Genomic DNA, 23,983 nt, shown 5'->3' on the forward strand with positions numbered 1-23,983 from the left:
TTCAAGACTTATTTTTCTAGAATCGAATAAAAACACTTACAAACTGGAGTTTTTTTATGAATTACGTCATATTTGAGGGAATTTCTCTAAAAAACAGAATCGGTAGTTTACTACGTTTATACAAATGTTCATTCTATAATAACTATGATTTTTTGATTCATTTAAAGGGGTACGATTATTTTCTTATACATGTTGCAATTCATACTGAAGAAGCGGTTAAATGATCCTATAAGAACACATATAGGTAAGAAAAGAGCGGAAAGATTTTCTTACCATAAAAAAATGACCTAGTTCTACACTAGGTCATTTTTTATTAACGAGGGATAGATTGCATAACAGATTGTAACGTTACTCTTTCTTCTTCTGTTAATGGAAGAAGTGGTAAACGTACAGAGCCTACATCTAATCCAACCATTTGTAACGCTGTTTTTACTGGCGTTGGGCTTGGCGCCATAAATAATGAATCCGTTACTCTTACAAGTAATTGATGTAATTTTTGCGCCTTTTTAAATTCTCCTGCTTGGAATGCTGCAATCATTTCTTGCATTTCATTTCCGATAACATGAGATGCTACAGAAACGATACCTTTCGCTCCAACTGCCATAGCTGGTAACGTTAAACCATCATCACCGCTGTATACCGCAAAGTCGTCCGCTGTTTTTTCAATGATTTCTGTCATTGTTAACACATCGCCGCCTGCATCTTTAATCGCAACAATGTTTTCTATTTCTGATAAACGAACAACTGTATCAACGGAGATTTGTACAATAGATCGTCCTGGAACGTTATATAGCATAACCGGAAGCGGCGTGCTTTCAGCAATTGCTTTAAAATGCTGATACATTCCTTCTTGACTCGGTTTGTTATAATACGGTGCTACTAGCATTACTGCATCAACACCAACCTCTGTTGCCTTTTTAGTTAAGTCAATAGAAGCATGCGTATTATTACTACCTGTTCCAGCGATTACGGGCACCCTTTTATCGACAACAGATACGACATGGCGATATAACGCTACTTTTTCTTCTGAAGTTAATGTAGGAGATTCTCCTGTCGTTCCTCCTACCACGATTGCTGTTGTACCGTTATCTATTAAATAATTTACCAATTTCGTTGTCTTCGCAAAATCGATATTTCCGTTTTTATCAAACGGAGTTACCATCGCGGTTGCAATTGTCCCAAAATCTATCATGGTCTCACTCCTTATTGTTCCAGTTGCTTTTCTTTTGAAAGCTCAAACGCACTATGTAATGCATTTACAGCCTCCACTAAATCCGTTTCTTTTACAAGAACCCAAATTGTTGTATGGCTATCTGCCGATTGCAGAATTTGAATACCTTTTTCCGCTAAAGCTGTAACGATTTTCGCAGTAACCCCTGGGTATCCTGCCATTCCAGCTCCTACAATAGATACTTTTGCACAATGTTCTGTCACAATTGGCTCATATCCAAGGTTTTTTAATAATTCAACTGCACGACTTGATACACTATCACTCACCGTATAAGCTACCCCGGTAGGTGAAATATTAATTAAATCGACACTGATTCCTTCATTCGCCATTTCTTTAAACACATGCTGTTGCAAATCATATGCTGTTTCTTTTGCAAGCACTTTAATTTGCGTCACATTTGACACATGAGCGATACCTGTAACAGGCCGTTCTTCTACATCACGGCCTTTTGTAGCACCGTCCGATGCTGAAATAAGCGTACCTTCACTATCAGAATACGTAGAACGTACACGAAGTGGTACTTTTGCATGCATCGCAATTTCCACTGCACGTGGATGAACAACTTTTGCACCTTGATATGCCATGTTACAAATTTCATTGTACGTTACCGTTTGAAGATGACGTGCATCTTTTACAATGCGAGGATCCGCAGTCATAACACCTTCTACATCTGTGAAGATATCGATGTATTCAGCATGAAGCGCAACACCTAACGCTGAAGCTGAAGTATCGCTACCTCCGCGTCCAAGTGTTGTCGTATCACCTTTTTTCGTTTGTCCTTGGAATCCTGTAACTACGATTACATCTACATTTTCTAATTCTTCATGTACACGATCGCAATTCATTTCAATAATCTTAGCATTCGTAAAATCCTCATTTGTTACAAAACCAGCTTGTGCACCATTTAATGCCGCTGCTTTTATACCGTTCTCATTTAACATGTTAGAGAAGACGATTGCTGAGATTAATTCTCCGCATGATAATAATAAATCTTGCTCACGATTAGAAATGCGAGATTCCTCTTGATTTACAAGACTTAACAAAGTATCAGTTGCATATGGTTCACCTTTACGGCCCATAGCAGATACGACAGTAACTACTTTATAACCCGCATCTAGCGATTTTTTTATATGATGAAGCGCATGCTTACGTCCATTTTCATCACGTACGGATGTGCCACCAAATTTTTGAACAATAATTTTCATATTTTGCACCTTCTCTTAGCCGTTTACACTAATTGTAATTTTACTAAGCGCTCTGCAATTTGAACAGAATTCCATGCAGCGCCTTTTAATAAGTTATCAGATACGACCCAAAGATGGAATCCTTTATCGTTATTTAAATCTTTACGGATTCTTCCAACGAATACTTCGTTTTTACCTACTGCAGTAGCTGGCATTGGATATAACTGCTCTTCTGGATTATCTTGCAGAACGATACCTTCCGCATTTGCAAGTAAGCTCTTGAATTCTTCTACTGTTACACCTTCTTTTTCTACTTCGATGTAAACAGACTCAGAGTGACCTGATACAACTGGTAAACGTACACATGTTGCCGCTACTTCTAATTCAGGCATATGCATAATTTTTTTCGTTTCATTAATCATTTTCATTTCTTCAAACGTAAATCCATTATCTTGGAATTTATCAATCTGTGGAATCGCGTTGAAAGCAATTTGGAAATGTTTCTTATCACCTGATACAGGTAAAACATTCGCCTTTACTTCTTCACCATTTAAAATTGCTTGTGATTGTTCATGAAGTTCTTCAATCGCTGCCGCACCAGCACCTGATACAGCTTGATATGTGGAAACGATTACTCGTTTTAAACCATATTGCTGACGAACTGGCTCAAGAGCTACTACCATTTGAATTGTAGAACAGTTTGGATTTGCAATAATACCATTATGTTCTTTTAAGTCGTTTTCATTTACTTCAGGTACAACAAGTGGCACGTTTTCTGTCATACGGAATGCACTTGTATTATCAACAACAATCGCACCGCGTTTTGCTGCTTCTGGCGCTAATTGTTTTGATACAGATCCACCAGCACTAAATAGTGCGATATCTACTCCTTCAAAACTTTCAGGAGTTGCCTCTTGAACTGTAAATTCTTCGCCTTTAAATACAAGTTTCTTACCTGCAGATCGTTTAGATGAAAGTAACGTTAACTTCCCGATTGGAAATTCTCGTTTCTCTAAAGTATTTAACATTTGTTCACCAACTGCGCCGGTTGCTCCAACTACAGCGACATGAAAAGTTTTTTGCTTTTCCATCACTATGCCCCTTTCTAGATACCAATCCTTCTATAACTTAGAATTAGAAGGAGTATACAATACCCCTTCTAATCTTAATAACGTTAATTTTATCATATTCTACAGTAAGAATGATGGTTTCATCAAAAATTGTCCGTTTTTTTTCGTTTTTTAATTCATATATCTGAATTTTTCTACGACAACCGGTTGCAATTGCTTTCCTTGTAGCGCTTCTAATACTGTATCTTCCAGCAATTCCATGCGAGCTACCATTGAGTTCGGTTTTTTTTCTGGTGCATCTTGACCGAATGGGACGAAGTAGATGTTTTTTGTTGCCATTAGGCGCATGAGGTTGACGCCAACATGGTAGCAACAATGAAAATGTGTAGTTTTTTCATTACCTTCTATTATATATGTAAACAACATGAGAAATTAAATTTGTTTAATTATCTAAATTGTATACATAAATCATTAGCATCAATTTATTACTTTCCCATTAGTGTTTTACCTCTACGTTATACTACATTACCTATTGAGAACTATAACAAACACATATGTTGTAAAATACATTTTTTTTGAGGAAACTTTAACCATTTATTGTTATAATCATATCTGCAATATTTTCCCAGGAGGGTTCCTATAAAGAACAATAGGATAATGGACATACATACTAGACACTCCCCTTCTTTAATACGTTCATAGAAATATAGAAAGGGTTTATACGATGGGACAATTTCAAAGTAATTTTCAATCGGCACAACAAATCGCTACGCAGATGAGAGCAGCGTCGGATACCATCCAAAGTGCAACAAATCGTTCTATAACAAAAGCGACGCGTACTACGCTATCTGTTAATTCCAAAGCACAACAGGCGAACCAACAAGCTTTAGATTTAACGAAACAATTTTCCGCGGCCTTTCAACAAGCGGTCGATAATATTCATTCGGTAGCCAAAGAGTTTGAGAGAATGGATCACGAGCTTCACAACACTTTTCGCTAATGTGACCACCTTCGTAAAGATAAAACGGTAGGAGGAAAAAGATGGATCGAGATATCGAAAACCAAATCAAACAGTTAAATCAAAAGTTACGAAATGTATTTGAAGAACAGGACCGAAATCAATCCGCGATTCAAACTCAGGAACAAGGGGAAGCAGATTTTCACGAGTGGAAAGGTCGAAGTAATCGCTTATTTAACCGTATTTTAGAAACTTGGCACAACGATAGGGAATTATCTCATTTTTTTATGAATATCCGTCAAGAAGCACAACACATTGAGCGAAAACTTACATTCGAATTGGAAAATCAAAAAGAAACATTGCTTAAAGAAAGACGAGACCTTAGTAATTTAGAAAACGACCTTTCCTATCAGCAACAACAATTAGCAAGGGAGGTCAATGCATGAGTTTAAATATGTATTTGGGAGAAGTACAGAATCAGACTCAAAGCATGAACGCTATATGTACCGCTACCATTCAAGGTATGGAACAAGCCATTCAGTCGATTGACGCTTTTGCAATTGATACTGTTCTACAAGGACAAACATATAGCAGTGCAAAAGCATTCTTTGCACAAACCTTTCGTCCTTTAGCACAAGGTATCATTTATTTATGTGAAGAATTAATTCGTCAAAATGATGCATTCCCAAATGATTTTCAATCAAAAGTCGCTTCGACAGATGTTATCGAACAAGAAATAAGAGAACAAATACAGGAAATCAATCAATCGATTGCAAGTATAGAAGCAATAAATGTAGCTATACCAATGCCTGGAATAGACGCAATTGTGGCTGTTTTATTTGCGATGAGAAAAAAACTTGAAGAAAAACTAGAGCATCTATATGAATTCAATTATACATCCAGTAATAACTACAGCACAGCCCTTCAACTAGCAGCTAGTATTGCTACTGGTCTTACCGAAGTTCAAAGTGGAAAAGGATTTAGTCCTGCAAGTGGTACATTTAGTACACAAGGATTAAATATGGAATGGTCGGGGCCTATTCAAGCAATTACAGAAAGTAAAGCTCGTAAAGCACAAATTGAAAAAGCAATTGCTTTACGAGAACAAGAAGCCAATAGACCATGGTATGAAAAAACAGCTATCAGTACTTGGGAATTTATGAAAGAATTTTTTCAAGGCGCTGGCAGTGCAGCTTTCGAAAGCGTTATTGGAATCGAATCACCTGATAATGATGAATTAGAAAGCAAGTTAACTTATCAAGCGGGAAGGTTCACGGGAAATGTTATAGCAGGAGCGGCATCCATTATAGAAATTCTAGAAGGTCTTACCGTCATAGGCGGCTCTAATTTTTTAACTCTAGTCGCAACAGTAGGAACTGGTGGATTAGCATCACCAATTGCTATTACATTTGATGCAGCTGCTACAGCGGCTGGAGTTAGTCTTGTTGGACATGGTGTATTTGTTGGGCGTAATGCAATTCAAAATGGTAAGGATACTCTTCAAAAATTCCAGTCTTCTCCGTCTTCTGGTGGACCTGTTAATAAAGCTAAAGAGAATGGTAAGCCTGATAAAGAAGGAAATACTACTAAGGGGATGGATAATACTAGCAAGAAAGCCAGCGAACTTAATTTTGGTAGCACAGAAAAATTAGACGGCCATTTTGGAAAGCATGGTGGAGAATTTGGAGGTGCATATTCTAATATGAATGAATATCTGGCTGGTGCTAATGATGTGATTAAGAATGGAACCAAGGTACAATATAATTACAAATTAAAAGATGGAACAATAGAATTGAGAACTGGCTATGTAAAGTTTATGAAAAACAGTAGTTTAACTAATCCTAAGGGTGTTCCAATAAAAAGTTATGCTAAATTTGAGTTTGTAGGAACTAATAATTTGGGGGAAATTACAACATACCATGTAGAAAGTGGGAAAACTTTCTGGAAAATGATGAATAATGGTAACAATATTCCTGTTATCAATCCAGTAGAATAGAGGTTATAAAATGAAAAATAAGATATTGATATGTAGAATTGATCCAATTATTGAAGAAGAAATAGATTTTTTGATAAATAAGCAAAAAGTAACAGGTTTTAATACTTCACCTCAAGAAGTTATTGTAAATAAAGAATATGAAGCTGAGATAGATATATTTGTGAATGACGCTTTGACAATAGAAGAGCAAATAGAAGATAAATTTAAAAAAATAGAAAATACCACCAATGGAGGTTATATTCTTTTTGGTAAATTGCTTAAAGATAATATTTTAGACGTTGGATTCTTTATAACTAGTGACTTATTTGAAGACTACAAATATTTAGAAGGTCAATATGTCTGTTTACAAGTTGACAGACTACAAGTATCTTTTGACTAGCTACTTTTCTAGATTCTGAGGGCAAGAAAGAAACTTTTTGAAGAACAAGCCTTCTTTAAGATTGGATATTTCAATGAACCATGTTATCTAGCTTGGAGTAAGTGAAGAGAAAGTTACATATGGAGAATAATCAACAAAAGAGACCTCACATTCGGGGTCTCTTTTGTTGATTTAAATTAAAAATTATTATTTAAGTGGATGCTCTTTTGTAACTCTTACTTTACATACACATATGCTTCAATTACTGATACATGATATGTTTTACCCTCGCTGTTATGTACTTTGTATTGTGGCGCTCCATTCACAGTTACCTTTACATCAATGGTAAATCCTAATCCTGCATCTAAAGTACCAACAACATCTTTATCCTGCCAAGAAGGAGCATCATAGAAACGTAGATTGTTAACTTTTGAAACAACGTACTTCCCTACAATAGAAGAATCCACTGTACTTTTCTTGTTAAACTTCACATAAGATGGATCGTTCTTAATCCATTGTTCTCCACTAAGATTTAACCAACCATCCTTTTCAGCCCATACAGCATAATATAAATCATTAGCATCAATTTATTACTTTCCCATTTGTATTTCACCTCTACGTTATACTACATTACCTATTTAGAACTATAACAAACACATATGTTGTAAAATACATTTTTTCCAAGGAAACTTTAACTATTTATTGTTATAATTATATCTGCAATATTTTCCCAGGAGAGGCCCTATGAAGAACAGTAAGATAATGGACATACATACTAGGCACTCCCCTTCCTTAATACATTCATAGAAATAAGAACAAAAGGTATGTATCAAATTGAGGGAAAAGTAGATGGAATAACATATATTGTTGGATTTAAAAATGGCAGAATAGGACAATTATATCCTAAATAGAAACCCGAGGAGACGTTAATATGATTAGTGTAAAATCATATATAAAAAATGATAAAATAATAACTTCATTAGATAATATTGAAAGTAACTTTCTTGAATATTTCATAGATTTTGATAACACGAAATGTTTAGAACTAGTTATTGATTTTGATTATATGGAAGGTGCAATAATAATAAACTATTACGGAAATACTATTTTAGGATTTAAAGAATGGGATATGATTGATCAGTTATGGTCATATTTCATAAATGCAATTGAAGAATTGTTTGAAAATCAAAACGATGTAAGTTTTTATTTTCCAGACCAACCTTTAGAGGTAAAAATGCAGGTTATTTCGCAAGAGCAAATTTTATTATCTATTGCAGGAGAAAAAACATGTTTTAATAAAGATGAATTATTATTAGCTTTATTAAAAGGAGCAGAAAACTTTTTTGATATATTGAAAGAATGTCCTGATGAATATCTTGTAGAACAGAGTAATAATGAATTAAAGAGAATAGAAAAATTATTAAATAAATTGAACATTTAAATGAGAACATATTATTAAATACACTGTTTAAATTTAACACCTATAGTATGGTTAAAGTAGACACTTGAACACTAAAAGAATCTATAAACAGTAAAGAATAAAGTTGCAATTAACAAAGCCGACTCATATCAATTTGAGTCGGCTTTTACTATTACTTCACACTCACATACTTCTCACTAGCAGTAATATAAAATGTCTTCCCTTTAGAATTATGTACACGATATTGTGGAAAACCATTCACCATTACTTTTTTATCAATTGCAAATCCTAAGCCTACATCTAATGTACCAGCAACATCTTTATCCTGCCAAGAAGGAGAATCATAAAAACGTAGATTGTTAACTTTCGAAACAACTCGCTTCCCTACAATAGAGGAATCTACTGTACTTTTCTTGTTAAACTTCACATAAGATGGATCGTTCTTAATCCATTGTTCTCCACTAAGATTTAACCAACCATCCTTTTCAACCCATACAGCATAATATAAATCATTAGCATCAATTTATTACTTTCCCATTAGTATTTTACCTCTACGTTATACTACATTACCTATTTAGAACTATAACAAACACATATGTTGTAAAATACATTTTTTTGAGGATACTTTAACCGTTTATTGTTATAATTATATCTGCAATATTTTCCCAAAGGAGTTCCTATAAAGAACAATAGGATATGGAAGAAAAATTCTGTAGGGACCAAGAAAAAATCCTAATAAGAATGAAATTATTGGGGGACATTCTTCTGGAATAAATAATAATCATCATAACTATGTTGTAGAGGAAATTAAAATTAATCCAGATGGAACAAAGAACATTAAGTATACTACTCAGTTTCCAGATGGTAAATTATCTAAAATAAAAAGTAGTACAGTATTTCCAGATGGGTGGCGTGACACAAAAATAATAAATTGCGTTGAGAATATCGGGAATTCTAAATTTATAAGTACTAGAGCTAGGGACGGAGCAACTTGGCATCGAGGTACTATTGATGGTGTAGAAATAGGTGTGATAAAGAAAGGAGATAGTGTTATTAGTGCCTATCCGACAGGTAAAGCTAATGCATTACCACCATCTGGATTTTAGAAATAAAGGAGGAATAAGAAATGTATGAAGAATTAAATGAAATATTATCCGAAAATAGTTCAGAAGATTCTTGGTATGATGATGGATTTATGTATGCTCAAGAACTGCTGAATGATTTTACTGACAAAGATTGGGGAAAATTATTTCAAAGTATTAATGATAAAAATGATAAGTGGAAAATTAGGCTGGCTTATTGCATTGATGATGATTTAGGGATAAATGGATTAGAATTACTATTGAATATGCTTGATGAAAGTGATGAAGTTGTTGAGACTACGATAGATTCTTTAAGGTCTTTCAATTCTGAAGAACATAAAAAGATGATAGTATCCAATAGTCGAGTAATTGATACAGCACAAAAATTATTGGAAAAGGCTAGCTTACCCGTCAAAAAAGTTCTAGAAGATTTTTTGAAAGATATTAAAAATTAATTTTTTCGGAATATGAAGAAGAAGTAGCATGGGTGAAAGTAATTGAATTTGACTAGCTATTTTGGTAGATTCTGAGCACAAGTAAAGTAGAGAACTTTTCGAAGAAAAAGTTTTCTTTAAGATTGAATATTTCAATGAAGCATGTTATCTAGCTTGGATTAAGTGAAGAGAAGTTACATATGGAGAATAATCAACAAAAGAGGCCTCACATTTGAGGTCTCTTTTGTAACTCTTACTTTACATACACATAGGCTTCAATTGCTGATACATAGTATGTTTTGCCCTTGCCATTGTGTATTTTGTATTGTGGCGAACCATTTACACTTACCTTTGCACCAAGAGTAAAGTCTAATCCCATATCTACAGAACCAGCAACATCTTTCCCCTGCCAAAAAGGAGATTCATAGAAAGGAGAATATTATATGTCTTTAGATAAGTATAAAAATATGTCTGATGAAGAGTTTAAACAATTGTCTACTGAAGAATTTCAAAATTATATAAGATTAAAGCAAGAAGATTTTTCAAGACATTATAGGAAAATAAATGAAATTAATGTAGATGTGATGTTAAAACCTCAGGAAGCAATAGAAATTGCTAAACATTATCATAAGAAAAACAAATTAGATGGAGTAGTTAATGAAGATATCAACCATCTTTTCTTTGATGAGGCTTATACATTTAAAATTGAGAAAGAAAATAGAAACAACGATGATATAAGACCAGCTTGGAGAATATTAGTGGATTTACCAAAAAACCCTTTTCTTATGGAGGACTATACACTAATTGTGTCTGATAAGGATAAAAAAGTGATGGGTATGCTCGATCCAAATGGGCATCCAGTATTTAAAGGCAATGAATTTACAGATGAAGATATCGAATATATTATGGACGATGAGGATTCTAAAGGTTAATTAAGGTAATAACTTAGTGGATAGTTTTATAAATAGAATTATTGTCTTTTTTAATTAGTTCTTATCCTATTTTGCTAGATTCTAAGGGCGGAGAAAGATGAATTTAAAAGAACAAGATAAATAGTTAGAGCAAACAGTGGTAGCAGAAGGAACAAATATAGAAGCGTAAAAGAAGACAGCCCCTTAACAGACAGTTTTTCTATGTCCTCACAACACTACTCTACTATTTCACAATGGAAGAAAAAATTTCTACATCTCCAGTTTTTGATATAATGATACAGTTATTAATATCATCTAGGAGGAACAAATGCATTTAAAGATTTAACTTTAATACAAAATCATTCCTATCATAAAGCTATAACTAATACACAACGTATATTAACTAGATACTTACAAGATGGAGATAGTGTAGACGTAAGCTGGCCTATCCAAAAATACAACATCTACCCTAAGGAAAAATAAAATAAACTTAGAAAGGGATTTTTATATGTGGAAAAATCTGATTGTAGATATTGAAAAAATAGAGAAAAGTTTTAATGATAAACTGAATACACCAGCAACAGATAGTGAAGTTCAGAAATTAAAAGAACATATGAAAGAGAATTTTAATATTGACTTACCGAGTGAATATGAGGAATTTCTCAAAACTGTAAATGGATTAGATTTTAACGGGCTAGTACTTTATGGAGTTGACTCTTATTTGTTAGATATAGAAAGGGACGAATCAATTTGCGGGCTTATAGAAACCAATGAGATTTGGTATGAAAATGAATTTCAAAAAGAGTACCTTTTCCTTGGAGATTCAGATATTGCATGGTTTTGTAAAAAACTATCTGATGGTACTTACTTAGAACTTGATAAACCATCTGGTACAGTGATGGAAACATATAATGATTTCAATACAATGCTTGAGGAAGCATTGAAAACAGCCTTGCTTTAATAGGGGGTATTAATGACAAGGTAATTTACACGACGGAATATCATTTTACTAATAAGGAATATCCGGGACGAGGTAATAGATACATTGGTAGAACGCCACATGGTATAGAAATTATGATGTTCATTGATTCAAGGAATCGCGTTATTTCGGCCTTTCCATTACGTTAACCATTGAAAGGATGATCTTTAATATATGAAATACACATATGAATTTTATCAAGGACCTTTTAATCTTTTGATAATTAAACTTCCTGAAAATATATCGTTGGTAGGGGAATTTTTAGAAAATGATATTCAAAATAGTGACGGTGTGTTTTGGCTATCTCGTATAAATAAAGTATTGAACTGCGAAGTTGATTCTCTAGAATTAGGTGGAAATAGTTGTGATTTAGAAATACGTAATGACTTCACAAAAATTATCCATCGATATATAGAAGATGAAAACTACTCTTGCAACATCGAAACCGATGAACTACAAGAATTAATTTTAGTATGGGTTAAAGAAAAAGAAAAAGAAAAAGAAAAAGAAAAAAAATAAGTTCGAATATTTTTGGGCAGATATTCAAAAATATAAAACTTTCATAGTTAATAATTATGATGAAGATGAAATCTCTCTTGAAATAGAAACTATTACATTACGAAATCTAATACACATTTGAATAAATGAGCACACAAAATTGACAACCGAAAAAAATAACAAGTAAATAATGTTACATACAGCACGAAAAAGACCGCACATTCACATACGCATCACTAGCCGTAATATAGAACACTCGCCAATAACTATTATGCACTTTACATTGATACGAACCATTTACACTTATCTTCGCATCAATCGTAAATCCTAATACTCCCCCACAGAACCAGCCACATCTTTATCATGCCAAGATGGAGATTCATAGAAATGCAGATTGTCCACTCTAGAAACAAAACACTTTCCTATAATAAACTAATCACAATATTTCTTTATTACTGTATCTTTCTTCTCCACATCAAATTAAATAAACGTCAAAATTATTAGTACACATAACCTGTCTATTTTCTATACAAAAAAAGAGGAATTACTCCTCAATATTTTCTTTCGTTTGCAATTCATCAATGATGGCCCAACTAGCCTTGTAATATGCTCGAAGGATTTTATCAATATCCTTTTTGGTTTTCGGCTCTGGAGCCACAATATAAACTTTCGTTTTCCCAAATTTATAAGACGCGGCATATTTTTCTTGTTGGCTCATGGTGTCACCTCTTGAAGTGCTTTCTATATTTGTATGCTGCTGATTTGTTAGTACTGCCATATTAGTTGCTAACCATTTCAAAGCAGAACAATCATCGAAATATTAAAGTATCGGAAAACGACGAAGAATCTTAAATGCTTTCTTAAATCAAACATGTCATTACTTTCGCTACTTTAAATAGCCATTTCTACTTCTTATATATACATTTCTCGTATATGAATTAACTATATAAGGAGGTCTAATCATGAAAACCGCAATCTACCTAAGAAAATCCCGTGCCGATCTCGAAGCCGAGGCACGTGGTGAAGGTGAAACTTTAGCAAAGCACCGCACTACCCTGCTGAAAATTGCCAAGGAAATGAACTTAAATGTTTTATCTGTACGTGAGGAAATCGTTTCTGGTGAGAGCTTAGTGAAACGTCCTGAAATGCTAGCTCTGCTTGAAGAAATTGAAGATAACAAATATGATGCCGTTCTTTGCATGGATATGGACCGTTTAGGACGTGGTGGTATGAAAGAGCAAGGAATCATTTTAGAGACGTTTAAACGCTCGAATACGAAGATTATGACCCCTAGGAAGACTTATGACCTTAATGATGAGTGGGACGAAGAATATAGCGAATTTGAAGCATTTATGGCACGTAAGGAATTAAAGATTATTACACGTCGTATGCAACGAGGCCGTGTTGCTAGTGTAGAGGCTGGTAATTACCTTGGTACACATGCACCATTCGGATATGATATACACCGTTTAAATAAACGAGAGCGTACTTTAACAATTAATTCAGAAGAAGCCTCTGTTGTAAGAATGATATTTGATTGGTACGCAAATGAGGATATGGGTGCGAATGCAATTAGAAGCAAGTTAAATGATCTTGGCTACAAAAGTAAGTTAGGTAATGAATGGAATCCTTATAGCATCTTGGATATATTAAAAAACAATGTGTACATCGGAAAAGTAACATGGCAAAAGCGAAAAGAAGTAAAACGGCCTGATGCTGTAAAACGTAGCTGTGCAAGACAAGATAAATCAGATTGGATTATTGCTGATGGAAAACATGAGCCTATCATACCCGAAAGCTTGTTTGAACAAGTACAAGAAAAATTAAATTCAAGGTATCACGTTCCTTACAATACGAATGGAATTAAAAATCCACTAGCTGGTATTATTAAATGTAGTAAATGTGGTTATAGTATGGTCCAACGTTATCCGAAGAACCGAAAAGAAACGATGGATTGTAAGCATCGCGGTTGCGAAAACAAATCAAGCTATACGGAATTAATTGAGAAGCGTTTACTTGAGGCATTAAAAGAATGGTACATCAATTATAAAGCTGATTTTGAAAAACATAAGCAAGATGACAAATTAAAAGAGACACAAGTTATTCAAATGAATGTAGCTGCATTACGCAAGCTTGATAAAGAATTAGTGGATGTCCAAAAACAAAAAAATAATTTACATGATTTATTAGAGCGTGGTGTTTACACAGTCGATATGTTTTTAGAACGTTCGAATGTAATTTCTGATCGCATTACTGAAATTACTTCCACGGTGGAAAACTTAAAGAAAGAAATTAAAACTGAAATTAAGAAGGAAAAAGTGAAGAAAGATACAATACCTCAAGTGGAGCATGTTCTTGATCTTTACTTTAAAACAGATGATCCCAAAAAGAAAAACAGCCTCCTAAAGTCAGTTTTAGAAAAGGCTGTTTATAAAAAGGAAAAGTGGCAAAGGCTCGATGATTTCGAACTTGTGCTTTACCCTAAGCTCCCTCAAGATGGCGACATATAAGCGTTTATGCTTTGTCGTCACCTTGTTGGTGTAATTAGATTTACCCCATTAAGCCCTAAAGCATCATTCGTCGAAACAGCCAATACGACAGGCTTGCCATTTCTTAGCGTCGCTTTCGCTGCCATTAATACTGGAGAGTCTGTCATTGCATTTGCAAATTTACTCATTGAATTTCCTGTTAGTGGTGCAATTACCATGCAATCTAGTGGAATTTTAGGTCCTAGTGGTTCTGCGCCAACGATTGAATTAATCGCTTTAAAGCCTGTTACTTCTTCAATCTTTTTAATCCACTCTGCTCCTTCGCCAAATCTCGTATTTGTTGATTGAACAGTATAAGAAACAACAGGACGTACTTCTGCTCCCTCAGCAATTAATTTTTCTAAATGAGGCATAACTTCTTCGTACGTACAATGTGATCCAGTAAAACCAAACCCTATTCTTTTCCCTTTTAAATTCATTCCCCATTCTCCTTTCTTGCGATTACATCTTCTGCCAGTAACTGAGAAAGAACGTTCGCTAAAATTTGTCCTGCTGTTTTTGGAGCAACAATACCCGGTAACCCAGGTGCTAATAGCGCTTTGACCCCTCTTTTTTCCGCATATCTAAAGTCGGTACCACCTGGTTTAGAAGCTAAATCAATTACTAACGTATGAGCTGGCATTTTTGAAATGACATTCGCTGTCACAACGAGATGCGGAATTGTATTAATGACAATATCGATATTCCCTACTTCTTTCTCAATGTCCTGCATATGAAAAGGAGAAAACATCATTTCTGTAATACGTGCAATATGTTCCGATCGTCTTGCTCCAACTTTGACATGGGCTCCTAATGATTGAAATGCTCTGGCAACACTCATCCCTGTTCTACCAAATCCTAAAACCATTACATTGGAACCATGAATTGTATAGTCGGTATGTTGAATTACCATCATTAATGTACCTTCTACAGTTGGAATAGAATTGTAGATTGCCACATCATCACGATCAAATAATTTAACAAGTTTGCGGTTTGTAGTAGATACGAGATTTTCCAAGTAAGGCGTGCCAATACCTGAATATATAGTAAAATGTTCTGGTGTATTTTCAATTTGTTCTTTCGTTATAGAAACTTTTTCGTTTGAAAAAATAGTATCTACTTCTCCCTTGGCATTTGTACCTGCAACTGGCAAAATAATTGCATCTACAGAAGTGAAATCTAAATTTTGTATACTTTCTTTTGCTGCCCCTGTGAAACCATGATCTAACTGATCAAACCCTATCAATGAAAGTTTCGCATCCAATTCAACTAGCTTGCGAATTACTTCTAGCTGTCTTGCATCTCCTCCTATGACAGCAATATGCATCTCAGTCAACATTCCCTAATTCACCTTCTTTTTCTGTCATTTATAAGAAAAGTGCCTACTTTTTCTTTTTCCTCCACATCTTATGTAATGTACGAGTTTGAGGTGATTGAAAAACAAAAAGCACATATGATTTATCAGCTTTATATATACATACAAAAAAAGATGACCAAAATGGCCATCTTTCACTTCGAATTTGAACGATCCGTAATATCACAAAGGATCATATCATGCCCAACTTTCTTAATTTGACTCCACGCTACTCTTACTTCTTGTGGTTCCTTTTTAAAACCTCCCCATTTCCCAGCAGGTATGATAAGAGCCTGTATTTGGCCATCCTTCTCATTAATCTCTAAATCCACATAACCTAAAACCCCCATTTTTTCTGCTCTTTCTAAATTCACGATTTCTTTACCACTTAATTCACTTAGACGCATATACTCTCCCCCTACCGAAATTATTAATTTAAGTTATCCATAATTACTACCTATTCTGTACATCCCAAAAAAATAACCGTATCTCTTTTAAAAGAGATACGGTTATTTTTACATACTTCATATAAAGCAATTATAGTTTTATTCCTTTTGGAAGTTTTCCATCTGGACTAATTAATGCTGCAGAGAATTCATCTGTAAACATGTTACGAATTAACTCATCAACATTTTCTTTTGTTACAGTGTTTACACTTTCAATGATTTCATCAAGTGAACGGTGCTTACGAAGAAGCAATTCATTTTTACCATTACGGCTCATACGACTATTCGTACTTTCTAAACTTAACATTAAGTTTCCTTTTAATTGCTCTTTACTATTAATAAGCTCTTTTTCAGTAATACCTGTATTTTTCAATGTTTCTAATGTTTCTTGCATTGTTTCATACAGTGTATCTAGTTGTTGGCTACCTGTTCCACCATACAGTGTTAACATTCCTGTATCTTCATAAGAAGAATGGTAAGAAAATACTGAGTAGGCTAACCCACGTTGCTCACGTACTTCTTGGAATAAACGGCTACTCATACTACCGCCTAAAACATTATTTAATACAATTAAGTTATAAATATCTTCATGTCCCATTTGTAAGCCTTTATATCCTAAACATAAATGAGCTTGTTCTGTTTCCTTTTTACGTGCTACCTTATTAAAATGGAAAATTGGGCTATGTACTTGTTCACGGTTTGTTGTTCCTTCATAACTACCGAAATATTGCTCTACCGTTTGTAAGAAGGCTTCATCAATATTTCCTGCAACTGAAACAACTACATTTTCAGGTGTATAATGATCCTTGATATATTGGCGTAGCGTATCACCTGTAAACGTATCCAGCGTTTCTTCTGTTCCTAAAATAGGATATCCAAGCGGATGCGTTTCATATGTTGCTTTCGTTAACATATCATGCACAATATCATCTGGAGCATCTTCGTACATTTTAATTTCTTCACATACGACATTCTTCTCTTTTTTCAGTTCCTCTTCATCAAATGTTGAATTAAAGAACATATCTGCTAATACATCTAAAGCATATTTAGCATGCTCATCTAGCACTTTTGCATAGTAACAAGTGTATTCTTTTGAAGTAAAAGCATTCACTTGCCCACCAATGCTATCAAATGATTCTGCAATTTCGCGTGCACTACGTGTTTCTGTTCCTTTAAAGAACATATGCTCTAAAAAGTGGGAAACCCCGTTATTTTTTTCATTTTCATTTCTTGATCCCGCATGGATCCAAATGCCAATCGCAACCGATCTTACGGTTGGTATATTCTCCATAACGATTCTTACACCATTTTTACAAGTATATTTTTTAATCAAAAACTTTCCTCCTACTGCCAGTTTCTCTAAATAAGTGCTATTATTTAATGATAACAAGTTTAAGGATGAATGTCATGCAAATGTATTTAATCCACACGTTTTTCATCCAGTAATTCTGTTATATTCCCTACTTTATATCCTTGTTCCTTTAATTTTGTAATCATTGTATCTAATGCTTCTGCTGTAGATGAAGTTGGATGCATTAATACGATAGCACCTGGATGTATTTTTCTCATCACTCTCTGCAATAGTACATCTGGATCAGGTCGCTTCCAATCAATTGTATCTACAGTCCACATAATCGTTCCCATTTGGAAATCATCTGCAATTTTCACGACTTCATCCCGAAAACTTCCACTCGGCGGAGCAAACCATCTCACCTTTTGATTCGTAGCTGCTTCGATCATTCGATTTGTTTTTTGTAACTGATCTCGTATTTCATCAGACGATAGCGTTTTCATATTAGGGTGTGTGTAAGAATGATTTCCGACTTCTTGATTTGCATCGACAATCATTTTTGCAAATCGCAAATTTTCTTTCACCCAGCGTCCTTCTAAAAAGAAAGTCGCCTTCACATCATGTTTTTTCAATACCTCTAATATACGAGGTAAATACTCGTTTCCCCATGCCACATTTATTGTTAACCCCACCATCTTTTTATTTGGATGTCCCCTATAAATTGGGGCTGATGGTAAATCTTCTAAGTGGACACTCGGTGATACTTCCTTGAATTCAAGATGTTTTTGATCAAATTTCTTTAGTTTCTTCATATTACTATATGATGCTTCAATATCAACTTGTCTTCCATTATATCCCGGTGTTGCTTTCCATATCTTATCAATCATCGCATTTTGAGGTGCAATCTCATATTGTTTTGCATGTTTTTGAATTTCTTCATATAAGTTATCCTGTGCAAAAACGGAATAAGAGCCTACACTGACATATAAAAATAATATACATATGTATGCCAATATACGAGCTTTCATATAAACCCTCCCATTAACTATATAAAAACCATTTTTCTTCTTATCTTTGTTAATTTGAGCGTTATAATGAAAACTATACCTATACTGACATAAAAATATATGTAAATCATATTTTTTACATAACAAAAAAAGCCAGATAAACTGGCTTTTACTTATTGCTGCTCTTGTTTGTTTTCTTCTTTAGCAGCTTCTTTTTCTTGCTCTTCTTTTAGCAATACTTTTCTAGATAGATTCACACGACCTTGCTTGTCAATCTCGATAACTTTAACTGTAATTACATCACCGATCTTCACAACGTCTTCTACTTTACCTACACGCTCAAGTGCAAGTTCTGAAATGTGAACTAATCCATCTTTACCGCTGAATAATTCAACGAAAGCACCGAATTTCTCAACACGTTTCACTTTTCCTTCGTAGATTTCACCTACTTGTACTTCGCGAACGATATCTTCGATAATTTTCTTAGCTTTGTCATTCATTTCTTGATTGATTGAAGAAATGAATACTGTACCATCTTGCTCGATGTCAATTTTAACGCCAGTTTCTTCAATAATTTTATTGATTTGTTTACCGCTCGGCCCAATAACGTCACGGATTTTATCTGGGTTAATTGTCATTGTAATAATTTTTGGAGCGTAAGCTGATAATTCAGTACGTGGCTCTGCAATAACAGATAACATATGATTTAGAATGTGCACACGACCAACTTTCGCTTGTTGTAATGCCTCTTCTAAAATTTCACGAGATAAACCATCGATTTTAATGTCCATTTGCAGTGCAGTTACACCTTTTGCTGTACCTGCTACTTTAAAGTCCATATCACCTAAATGATCTTCCATACCTTGAATATCAGATAAAATTGTGTAATGCTCACCAGTTTTAACTAGACCCATTGCAATACCTGCAACTGGAGCTTTAAGTGGAACACCAGCATCCATCATTGCTAAAGTACTACCACAAATACTTGCTTGTGAAGTAGAACCATTTGATTCTAAAACTTCAGATACAAGACGTACTGTATATGGGAAATCTTTTTCAGATGGAATTACAGGCTCAAGAGCACGTTCTCCTAGTGCACCGTGACCAATTTCACGACGACCTGGTCCACGCATCGGTCTTGTTTCACCAACACTAAATGATGGGAAATTGTAATGGTGCATAAAGCGTTTTGATTCCTCTACACCAAGACCATCTAAAATTTGCACATCGCCTAATGCGCCTAATGTACAAATACTTAATGCTTGTGTTTGTCCACGTGTGAATAAACCAGAACCGTGTGTACGAGATAAAATGCCAACCTCTGATGCTAATGGACGAATTTCGTCACCTTTACGGCCATCTGGGCGGATTTTTTCAACTGTAATAAGACGACGTACTTCTTCTTTTACAATTTTATATAAAATCTCACTTACTTGTCCTAATGTATCAGCGTCAGCTTCCTGCGCTTCGTAATGCTCAATTACACGCTTTTTCACTTCGTTAATTGCATCTTCACGTGCATGTTTCTCATGTACTTGAATTGCAGCATGCATATCCTTCTCAGACATTTCACGTACAGCTTGATTAAGATCAGCATCAACTTCATAAAGTTTCACTTCTGATTTCTCTTTACCTACAGCTTGTACAATCTCTTCTTGGAATGCAATTAGACGTTTAATTTCGTCATGTCCAAACATAATTGCTTCTAACATTGTTTCTTCAGGCACTTGATCTGCTCCTGCTTCAACCATGTTAATTGCATCTTTCGTACCAGCCACAACAAGGTGAATATCACTTTGTTCTTGCTGTTCTACTGTTGGATTAATAACGAATTCGCCGTTAATACGACCAACTGTCGCACCCGCGATTGGGCCTTCAAATGGAATATCTGAAATCGATAACGCTAATGAAGAACCAAGCATAGCTGCCATTTCAGAAGAACAATCTTGATCAACACTCATTACTATGCTGACAACTTGTACTTCGTTACGGAAACCATCTGCGAAAAGTGGACGAATTGGGCGGTCGATTAAACGACTTGCCAAAATTGCTTTTTCACTCGGACGACCTTCACGTTTAATGAAACCGCCAGGAATTTTTCCGACTGCATATAAACGCTCTTCATAGTTTACTGTAAGTGGGAAGAAATCTACATTTTTTGGTTCTTTTGATGCAGTTGCTGTAGATAGAACCGCTGTATCGCCATATCTTACTAATACTGCTCCGTTCGCTTGCTTCGCAAGCTGACTTGTTTCAACTGTTAGCTGACGACCAGCTAAATCTATCGAGAAGACTTGCTTTTCTTGACTCATTTAAGTACCCCTCTCAATTTAAAGTATTCAATTCTTCTATGTAAATGGATAGTATATCACAATATTCTACCTCTAGTATTACCGAAAATGAAGTAAGCTATAAAGGGTAGAAGATATATTTTTACCTAACAAAAAAGCGGGAATATTCCCGCTTCTTTGACTATCGACGTAAGCCAAGCTTTGTGATTAATTCACGGTAACGTGTGATATCGCTATTACGAAGGTAAGTTAGTAAGTTACGACGTTTACCAACCATCTTTAATAGACCACGACGTGAATGATGATCTTTCTTGTGAGTACGTAAGTGCTCGTTTAGAGTGTTAATTTGCTCCGTTAGGACAGCAATTTGAACCTCTGGAGAACCAGTATCAGTCTCATGAGTTCTAAATTGTGCAATGATTTCATTTTTACGCTCTTGTGTTAAAGCCATCCTATTTCACCTCCTATTAATTAAACCCCCAATTACCTAGCAAGCGTCGGTGAGTCGCAATGCCAAGCAATGGTTGTCATAAAGTACATAACATAGAATACTACTTTTCATTTGAAAAAGCAAGTATATTCTTTCCGTTCGCAAAATATTCTTGTGCTGTTTTCTTATCTTTTGCAATTTGTTCAACTAACTCATCGATGCCATTGAATTTCTTCTCTTCTCTTATATGCATATGCCACTCTACCGTAACACTTTGATCATATATGTCGTTGTTAAATTCAAATAAATGCACTTCAATAGATAATTGACGCTCATCATCCTTAAACGTTGGTTTATATCCAATATTACATACACCATCGTACCATTCATCGTGAACTTTTAATCTCACGGCATAAACACCTACAGGTGGTAATAGATACTCATCACTTAAACCTACATTAGCTGTTGGAAAACCAATTTGACGTCCACGTTTATCACCGTGTACAACTGTTCCTCCGACTGTATACGCTCTACCTAAAATAGATGGAATTTGTTCCATTTCGCCATTTCGAATTAACTTTCGTAATGCTGTAGAACTTACTTTCTCTTCTTGAAATTCAACTTTTTCAATCACAGTCTGTGTAAACTCCCCTCTTGCATGAAATGGTAAAGTCTCCATCTTCCCTTTTCCTAAACGTCCATATGAATAATCAAATCCTGCTACTACATGCTTTACATTTAAACCAATAATATAATCATCTACAAATTGTTGTGGCAATAAACCCGCAAATGATTCATCAAATTTAATAACATATAATATATCGATTCCTAAACTTTCGACTATTTTCTCTTTATCACGCATCGGTGTAATATACTCCACATGCGCATCCTTTTTCCCTAAAACAACAGATGGGTGAGGATAAAATGTCATAACTGCACTTTTATATCCCCGTTCATCCGCTATTTTTTTCGCAGTTCGAATTACACATTGATGTCCTAAATGAATGCCATCAAAAAATCCTAATGCCATTACAGTAGGTGGTAATTCTAATTTATTTTGTTCATGTGGATGAGTTAAATGAATAAGTTTCACGCTTGAATTCACCTTTTTCTGTAATAATCCTTCCAATAATTCATTATAGCTTTAGTTCTTGATTATTCACAAGTACTTTCATCGGCTTTAGCATGCCAGGGTGTTTTGGATGATGCTCATAAATTGCTAAGCAACGATCATTTTGATCAAATACTGTAATAAATGGTGCTGTTGTTTCTAATTCGTTCTTTAAGAACATACCATTTTTTATTTTCTCTGCTTGCTTTTCATCTACAACCATTTTCGGGAACTTACTTAATGCTTCATCAATTGAAATGAAGATAGACTCTACTGTTCCATTTTGCACGTTTTCTTCAATTTCTTCAAATGATATGCAGTCTTCTAATAAAAATTCCCCAGAAGCCGTTCTTACAAGGTGAGACATATGTGATGGAAAACCAAGTTTTTCACCAATCATTACTGCTAATGTTCTTACATATGTTCCTTTACTACACGTTACACGGAAACGAAATGAAACATTTTCCCCTTCAAACACTTCACGGTCATCAAGTAATGCAAACTCATGAATTGTTATTGTACGAACTGGACGTTCAACTTCTTGTCCTGCTCTTGCATATTCATATAGTTTTTTTCCGTTAACCTTTACAGCTGAAAACATCGGAGGCATTTGCTCAATCGTACCTGTTAATGCCGCAAGAACCCCTTCCACTTCCTTACGAGTAATCACACGATCTACATTTTTCGTTTCAACAACTTCACCAGAAGCATCTTCAGTTGTCGTTGAAAATCCAAGTGTTACTTCACCTTCATATGTTTTCGCTTCACTTGTTAAAAATTGTGCAATCTTTGTTGCGCGTCCAACACAAATGGGTAATACCCCTGTTACATCTGGATCTAATGTTCCTGTATGCCCAATTCGTTTCTCACGCAATATCTTTCTTAATTTAAATACACAATCATGTGATGTCATGCCTTTTGGCTTATGTAATAATACTACACCTTCCATATATGTTCACCTCATCATAATTCTTTCATAGTAATTACCCAAAATTTATTTTGCATTGAAAAAATGGATAGACAAATGTCTATCCATTATTCTTCACGTTTACCGTCTTTATTAATTTCATGTAAAAGTGTATCAATTCGATGACCATATCCGATAGACTCATCAAACTCAAAGGAAATTTCCGGTGTTTTACGAAGACGAATACGCTGGCCAATTTCTGAACGAATGAAGCCTTTTGCCTTCGCTAAACCTTTTAATGTACTTTCTTTCTGTTCTTCATCACCTAAAACAGAAATATACACAGTAGCAATTTGTAAATCTCCACTCACTTGTACATCTGTTACTGTAACAAAACCGACACGTGGGTCTTTAATTTTACGACTGATGATGTCGCCTAATTCTTTTTTCATTTGCTCGCCTACACGGTTTGCACGTAATTTCATAACTCTTCACCT

General features: G+C 34.7%; 23 protein-coding genes and 7 pseudogenes. 11 read left to right on the forward strand and 19 right to left on the reverse strand.

Translation table 11 applies throughout. From position 1 onward, the window contains the following. Positions 1 to 313: 313 nt before the first annotated feature. From dapA to spoVFB, 4 genes and pseudogenes are all read right to left on the reverse strand, one after another. A complete protein-coding gene (gene dapA / locus ACXY7N_RS07895; RefSeq protein ID WP_000564777.1) occupies positions 314 to 1,192 on the reverse strand; it encodes a 4-hydroxy-tetrahydrodipicolinate synthase in 879 nt (292 codons plus the stop codon). Positions 1,193 to 1,203: 11 nt separating this feature from the next. Next, positions 1,204 to 2,436 (reverse strand): aspartate kinase, encoded by a 1,233-nt coding sequence (dapG, locus tag ACXY7N_RS07900; RefSeq protein ID WP_000692480.1) that lies wholly within the window; start codon positions 2,434 to 2,436, stop codon positions 1,204 to 1,206. A 23-nt stretch (positions 2,437 to 2,459) separates the two neighbouring features. Beyond that, entirely contained in the window at positions 2,460 to 3,506 is a 1,047-nt protein-coding gene (asd, locus tag ACXY7N_RS07905; RefSeq protein WP_000414854.1) for an aspartate-semialdehyde dehydrogenase, read from the reverse strand. Between the two features lie 150 nt (positions 3,507 to 3,656). Continuing rightward, a pseudogene (gene spoVFB, locus ACXY7N_RS07910) lies at positions 3,657 to 3,845 on the reverse strand (dipicolinate synthase subunit B); the annotation flags it as partial. Between the two features lie 364 nt (positions 3,846 to 4,209). On the opposite strand from spoVFB, the gene ACXY7N_RS07915 reads away from it, so the two are divergent. From ACXY7N_RS07915 to ACXY7N_RS07930, 4 genes are read left to right on the forward strand one after another with little or no spacing between them, the layout of a single operon-like run. Then, the gene (locus tag ACXY7N_RS07915; RefSeq protein ID WP_016135235.1) at positions 4,210 to 4,485 is read left to right on the forward strand and encodes a TIGR04197 family type VII secretion effector; all 276 of its coding nucleotides are present in this window, start codon (positions 4,210 to 4,212) and stop codon (positions 4,483 to 4,485) included. A gap of 41 nt (positions 4,486 to 4,526) precedes the next feature. Continuing rightward, positions 4,527 to 4,889: a DUF3958 family protein gene (locus ACXY7N_RS07920; protein ID WP_016135236.1), complete on the forward strand. Its 363-nt coding sequence runs from the start codon at positions 4,527 to 4,529 to the stop codon at positions 4,887 to 4,889. Next, the gene (locus ACXY7N_RS07925) at positions 4,886 to 6,439 is read left to right on the forward strand and encodes a T7SS effector LXG polymorphic toxin (RefSeq protein WP_088084174.1); all 1,554 of its coding nucleotides are present in this window, start codon (positions 4,886 to 4,888) and stop codon (positions 6,437 to 6,439) included. The genes ACXY7N_RS07920 and ACXY7N_RS07925 overlap by 4 nt, the downstream gene beginning before the upstream one ends. Positions 6,440 to 6,449: 10 nt before the next feature. After that, positions 6,450 to 6,818: a hypothetical protein gene (locus ACXY7N_RS07930; RefSeq protein ID WP_016135238.1), complete on the forward strand. Its 369-nt coding sequence runs from the start codon at positions 6,450 to 6,452 to the stop codon at positions 6,816 to 6,818. Between the two features lie 215 nt (positions 6,819 to 7,033). Here the strand turns inward: ACXY7N_RS07930 and ACXY7N_RS07935 are convergent. Beyond that, positions 7,034 to 7,363, reverse strand: a pseudogene (locus ACXY7N_RS07935) (N-acetylmuramoyl-L-alanine amidase); the annotation flags it as partial. A gap of 365 nt (positions 7,364 to 7,728) precedes the next feature. Here ACXY7N_RS07935 and ACXY7N_RS07940 point away from each other — a divergent pair. Then, positions 7,729 to 8,238, forward strand: coding sequence for a hypothetical protein (locus tag ACXY7N_RS07940; protein WP_016135240.1), 510 nt, complete (start codon positions 7,729 to 7,731; stop codon positions 8,236 to 8,238). Between the two features lie 151 nt (positions 8,239 to 8,389). On the opposite strand, the pseudogene ACXY7N_RS07945 reads toward ACXY7N_RS07940, so the two are convergent. Continuing rightward, positions 8,390 to 8,719, reverse strand: a pseudogene (locus ACXY7N_RS07945) (N-acetylmuramoyl-L-alanine amidase); the annotation flags it as partial. A gap of 241 nt (positions 8,720 to 8,960) precedes the next feature. Here ACXY7N_RS07945 and ACXY7N_RS07950 point away from each other — a divergent pair. Continuing rightward, positions 8,961 to 9,323: pseudogene (locus ACXY7N_RS07950) on the forward strand (EndoU domain-containing protein); the annotation flags it as partial. A gap of 20 nt (positions 9,324 to 9,343) precedes the next feature. Then, positions 9,344 to 9,754, forward strand: coding sequence for a hypothetical protein (locus ACXY7N_RS07955; protein WP_000272777.1), 411 nt, complete (start codon positions 9,344 to 9,346; stop codon positions 9,752 to 9,754). A gap of 232 nt (positions 9,755 to 9,986) precedes the next feature. Here ACXY7N_RS07955 and ACXY7N_RS07960 read toward each other — a convergent pair. Then, a pseudogene (locus ACXY7N_RS07960) lies at positions 9,987 to 10,163 on the reverse strand (N-acetylmuramoyl-L-alanine amidase); the annotation flags it as partial. 13 nt (positions 10,164 to 10,176) lie between these two features. On the opposite strand from ACXY7N_RS07960, the gene ACXY7N_RS07965 reads away from it, so the two are divergent. The 3 genes from ACXY7N_RS07965 to ACXY7N_RS07975 all read left to right on the forward strand — a co-directional run bounded on the left by ACXY7N_RS07965 (position 10,177) and on the right by ACXY7N_RS07975 (position 12,142). Further along, positions 10,177 to 10,665, forward strand: a complete 489-nt coding sequence (locus tag ACXY7N_RS07965) for a hypothetical protein (protein ID WP_016086627.1) — start codon at positions 10,177 to 10,179, stop codon at positions 10,663 to 10,665. A 487-nt stretch (positions 10,666 to 11,152) separates the two neighbouring features. Then, the gene (locus ACXY7N_RS07970; protein WP_016086626.1) at positions 11,153 to 11,605 is read left to right on the forward strand and encodes a YrhA family protein; all 453 of its coding nucleotides are present in this window, start codon (positions 11,153 to 11,155) and stop codon (positions 11,603 to 11,605) included. 192 nt (positions 11,606 to 11,797) lie between these two features. Further along, a complete protein-coding gene (locus ACXY7N_RS07975; RefSeq protein ID WP_353811073.1) occupies positions 11,798 to 12,142 on the forward strand; it encodes a hypothetical protein in 345 nt (114 codons plus the stop codon). 172 nt (positions 12,143 to 12,314) lie between these two features. Here ACXY7N_RS07975 and ACXY7N_RS07980 read toward each other — a convergent pair. Together ACXY7N_RS07980 and ACXY7N_RS07985 are read right to left on the reverse strand one after the other, a co-directional pair. Continuing rightward, positions 12,315 to 12,550: pseudogene (locus ACXY7N_RS07980) on the reverse strand (N-acetylmuramoyl-L-alanine amidase). A gap of 115 nt (positions 12,551 to 12,665) precedes the next feature. After that, complete coding sequence (locus ACXY7N_RS07985; RefSeq protein WP_071742778.1) at positions 12,666 to 12,899, reverse strand: hypothetical protein; 234 nt, start codon at positions 12,897 to 12,899, stop codon at positions 12,666 to 12,668. 184 nt (positions 12,900 to 13,083) lie between these two features. On the opposite strand from ACXY7N_RS07985, the gene ACXY7N_RS07990 reads away from it, so the two are divergent. Then, positions 13,084 to 14,631, forward strand: coding sequence for a recombinase family protein (locus ACXY7N_RS07990; protein WP_016086624.1), 1,548 nt, complete (start codon positions 13,084 to 13,086; stop codon positions 14,629 to 14,631). Positions 14,632 to 14,663: 32 nt separating this feature from the next. On the opposite strand, the pseudogene dpaB reads toward ACXY7N_RS07990, so the two are convergent. The 10 genes and pseudogenes from dpaB to rbfA all read right to left on the reverse strand — a co-directional run. Further along, positions 14,664 to 15,089: pseudogene (dpaB, locus tag ACXY7N_RS07995) on the reverse strand (dipicolinate synthase subunit B); the annotation flags it as partial. Beyond that, a complete protein-coding gene (gene dpaA, locus ACXY7N_RS08000; RefSeq protein ID WP_000954736.1) occupies positions 15,086 to 15,988 on the reverse strand; it encodes a dipicolinic acid synthetase subunit A in 903 nt (300 codons plus the stop codon). The gene dpaA and the pseudogene dpaB, both read right to left, overlap by 4 nt. 170 nt (positions 15,989 to 16,158) lie before the next feature. Then, positions 16,159 to 16,410 carry a YlmC/YmxH family sporulation protein gene (locus tag ACXY7N_RS08005; protein ID WP_016086623.1) on the reverse strand — a complete coding sequence of 84 codons (252 nt, stop codon included), beginning with the start codon at positions 16,408 to 16,410 and terminating at the stop codon, positions 16,159 to 16,161. Between the two features lie 130 nt (positions 16,411 to 16,540). Continuing rightward, positions 16,541 to 17,782, reverse strand: coding sequence for a M16 family metallopeptidase (locus ACXY7N_RS08010; RefSeq protein WP_000593006.1), 1,242 nt, complete (start codon positions 17,780 to 17,782; stop codon positions 16,541 to 16,543). Positions 17,783 to 17,868: 86 nt separating this feature from the next. Further along, the gene (locus ACXY7N_RS08015) at positions 17,869 to 18,768 is read right to left on the reverse strand and encodes a polysaccharide deacetylase family protein (RefSeq protein ID WP_016086622.1); all 900 of its coding nucleotides are present in this window, start codon (positions 18,766 to 18,768) and stop codon (positions 17,869 to 17,871) included. A gap of 152 nt (positions 18,769 to 18,920) precedes the next feature. Further along, positions 18,921 to 21,059 (reverse strand): polyribonucleotide nucleotidyltransferase, encoded by a 2,139-nt coding sequence (pnp, locus tag ACXY7N_RS08020; RefSeq protein WP_016086621.1) that lies wholly within the window; start codon positions 21,057 to 21,059, stop codon positions 18,921 to 18,923. Positions 21,060 to 21,219: 160 nt separating this feature from the next. Then, entirely contained in the window at positions 21,220 to 21,489 is a 270-nt protein-coding gene (gene rpsO / locus ACXY7N_RS08025; protein WP_001229392.1) for a 30S ribosomal protein S15, read from the reverse strand. Between the two features lie 100 nt (positions 21,490 to 21,589). Beyond that, positions 21,590 to 22,561, reverse strand: coding sequence for a bifunctional riboflavin kinase/FAD synthetase (gene ribF, locus ACXY7N_RS08030; protein ID WP_016086620.1), 972 nt, complete (start codon positions 22,559 to 22,561; stop codon positions 21,590 to 21,592). A gap of 43 nt (positions 22,562 to 22,604) precedes the next feature. Next, complete coding sequence (gene truB, locus ACXY7N_RS08035; protein ID WP_488592358.1) at positions 22,605 to 23,528, reverse strand: tRNA pseudouridine(55) synthase TruB; 924 nt, start codon at positions 23,526 to 23,528, stop codon at positions 22,605 to 22,607. Positions 23,529 to 23,614: 86 nt separating this feature from the next. Beyond that, positions 23,615 to 23,971: a 30S ribosome-binding factor RbfA gene (gene rbfA / locus ACXY7N_RS08040; protein WP_016086618.1), complete on the reverse strand. Its 357-nt coding sequence runs from the start codon at positions 23,969 to 23,971 to the stop codon at positions 23,615 to 23,617. Positions 23,972 to 23,983: the final 12 nt, after the last annotated feature.

Source organism: Bacillus sp. 5w2 (assembly GCF_054353775.1).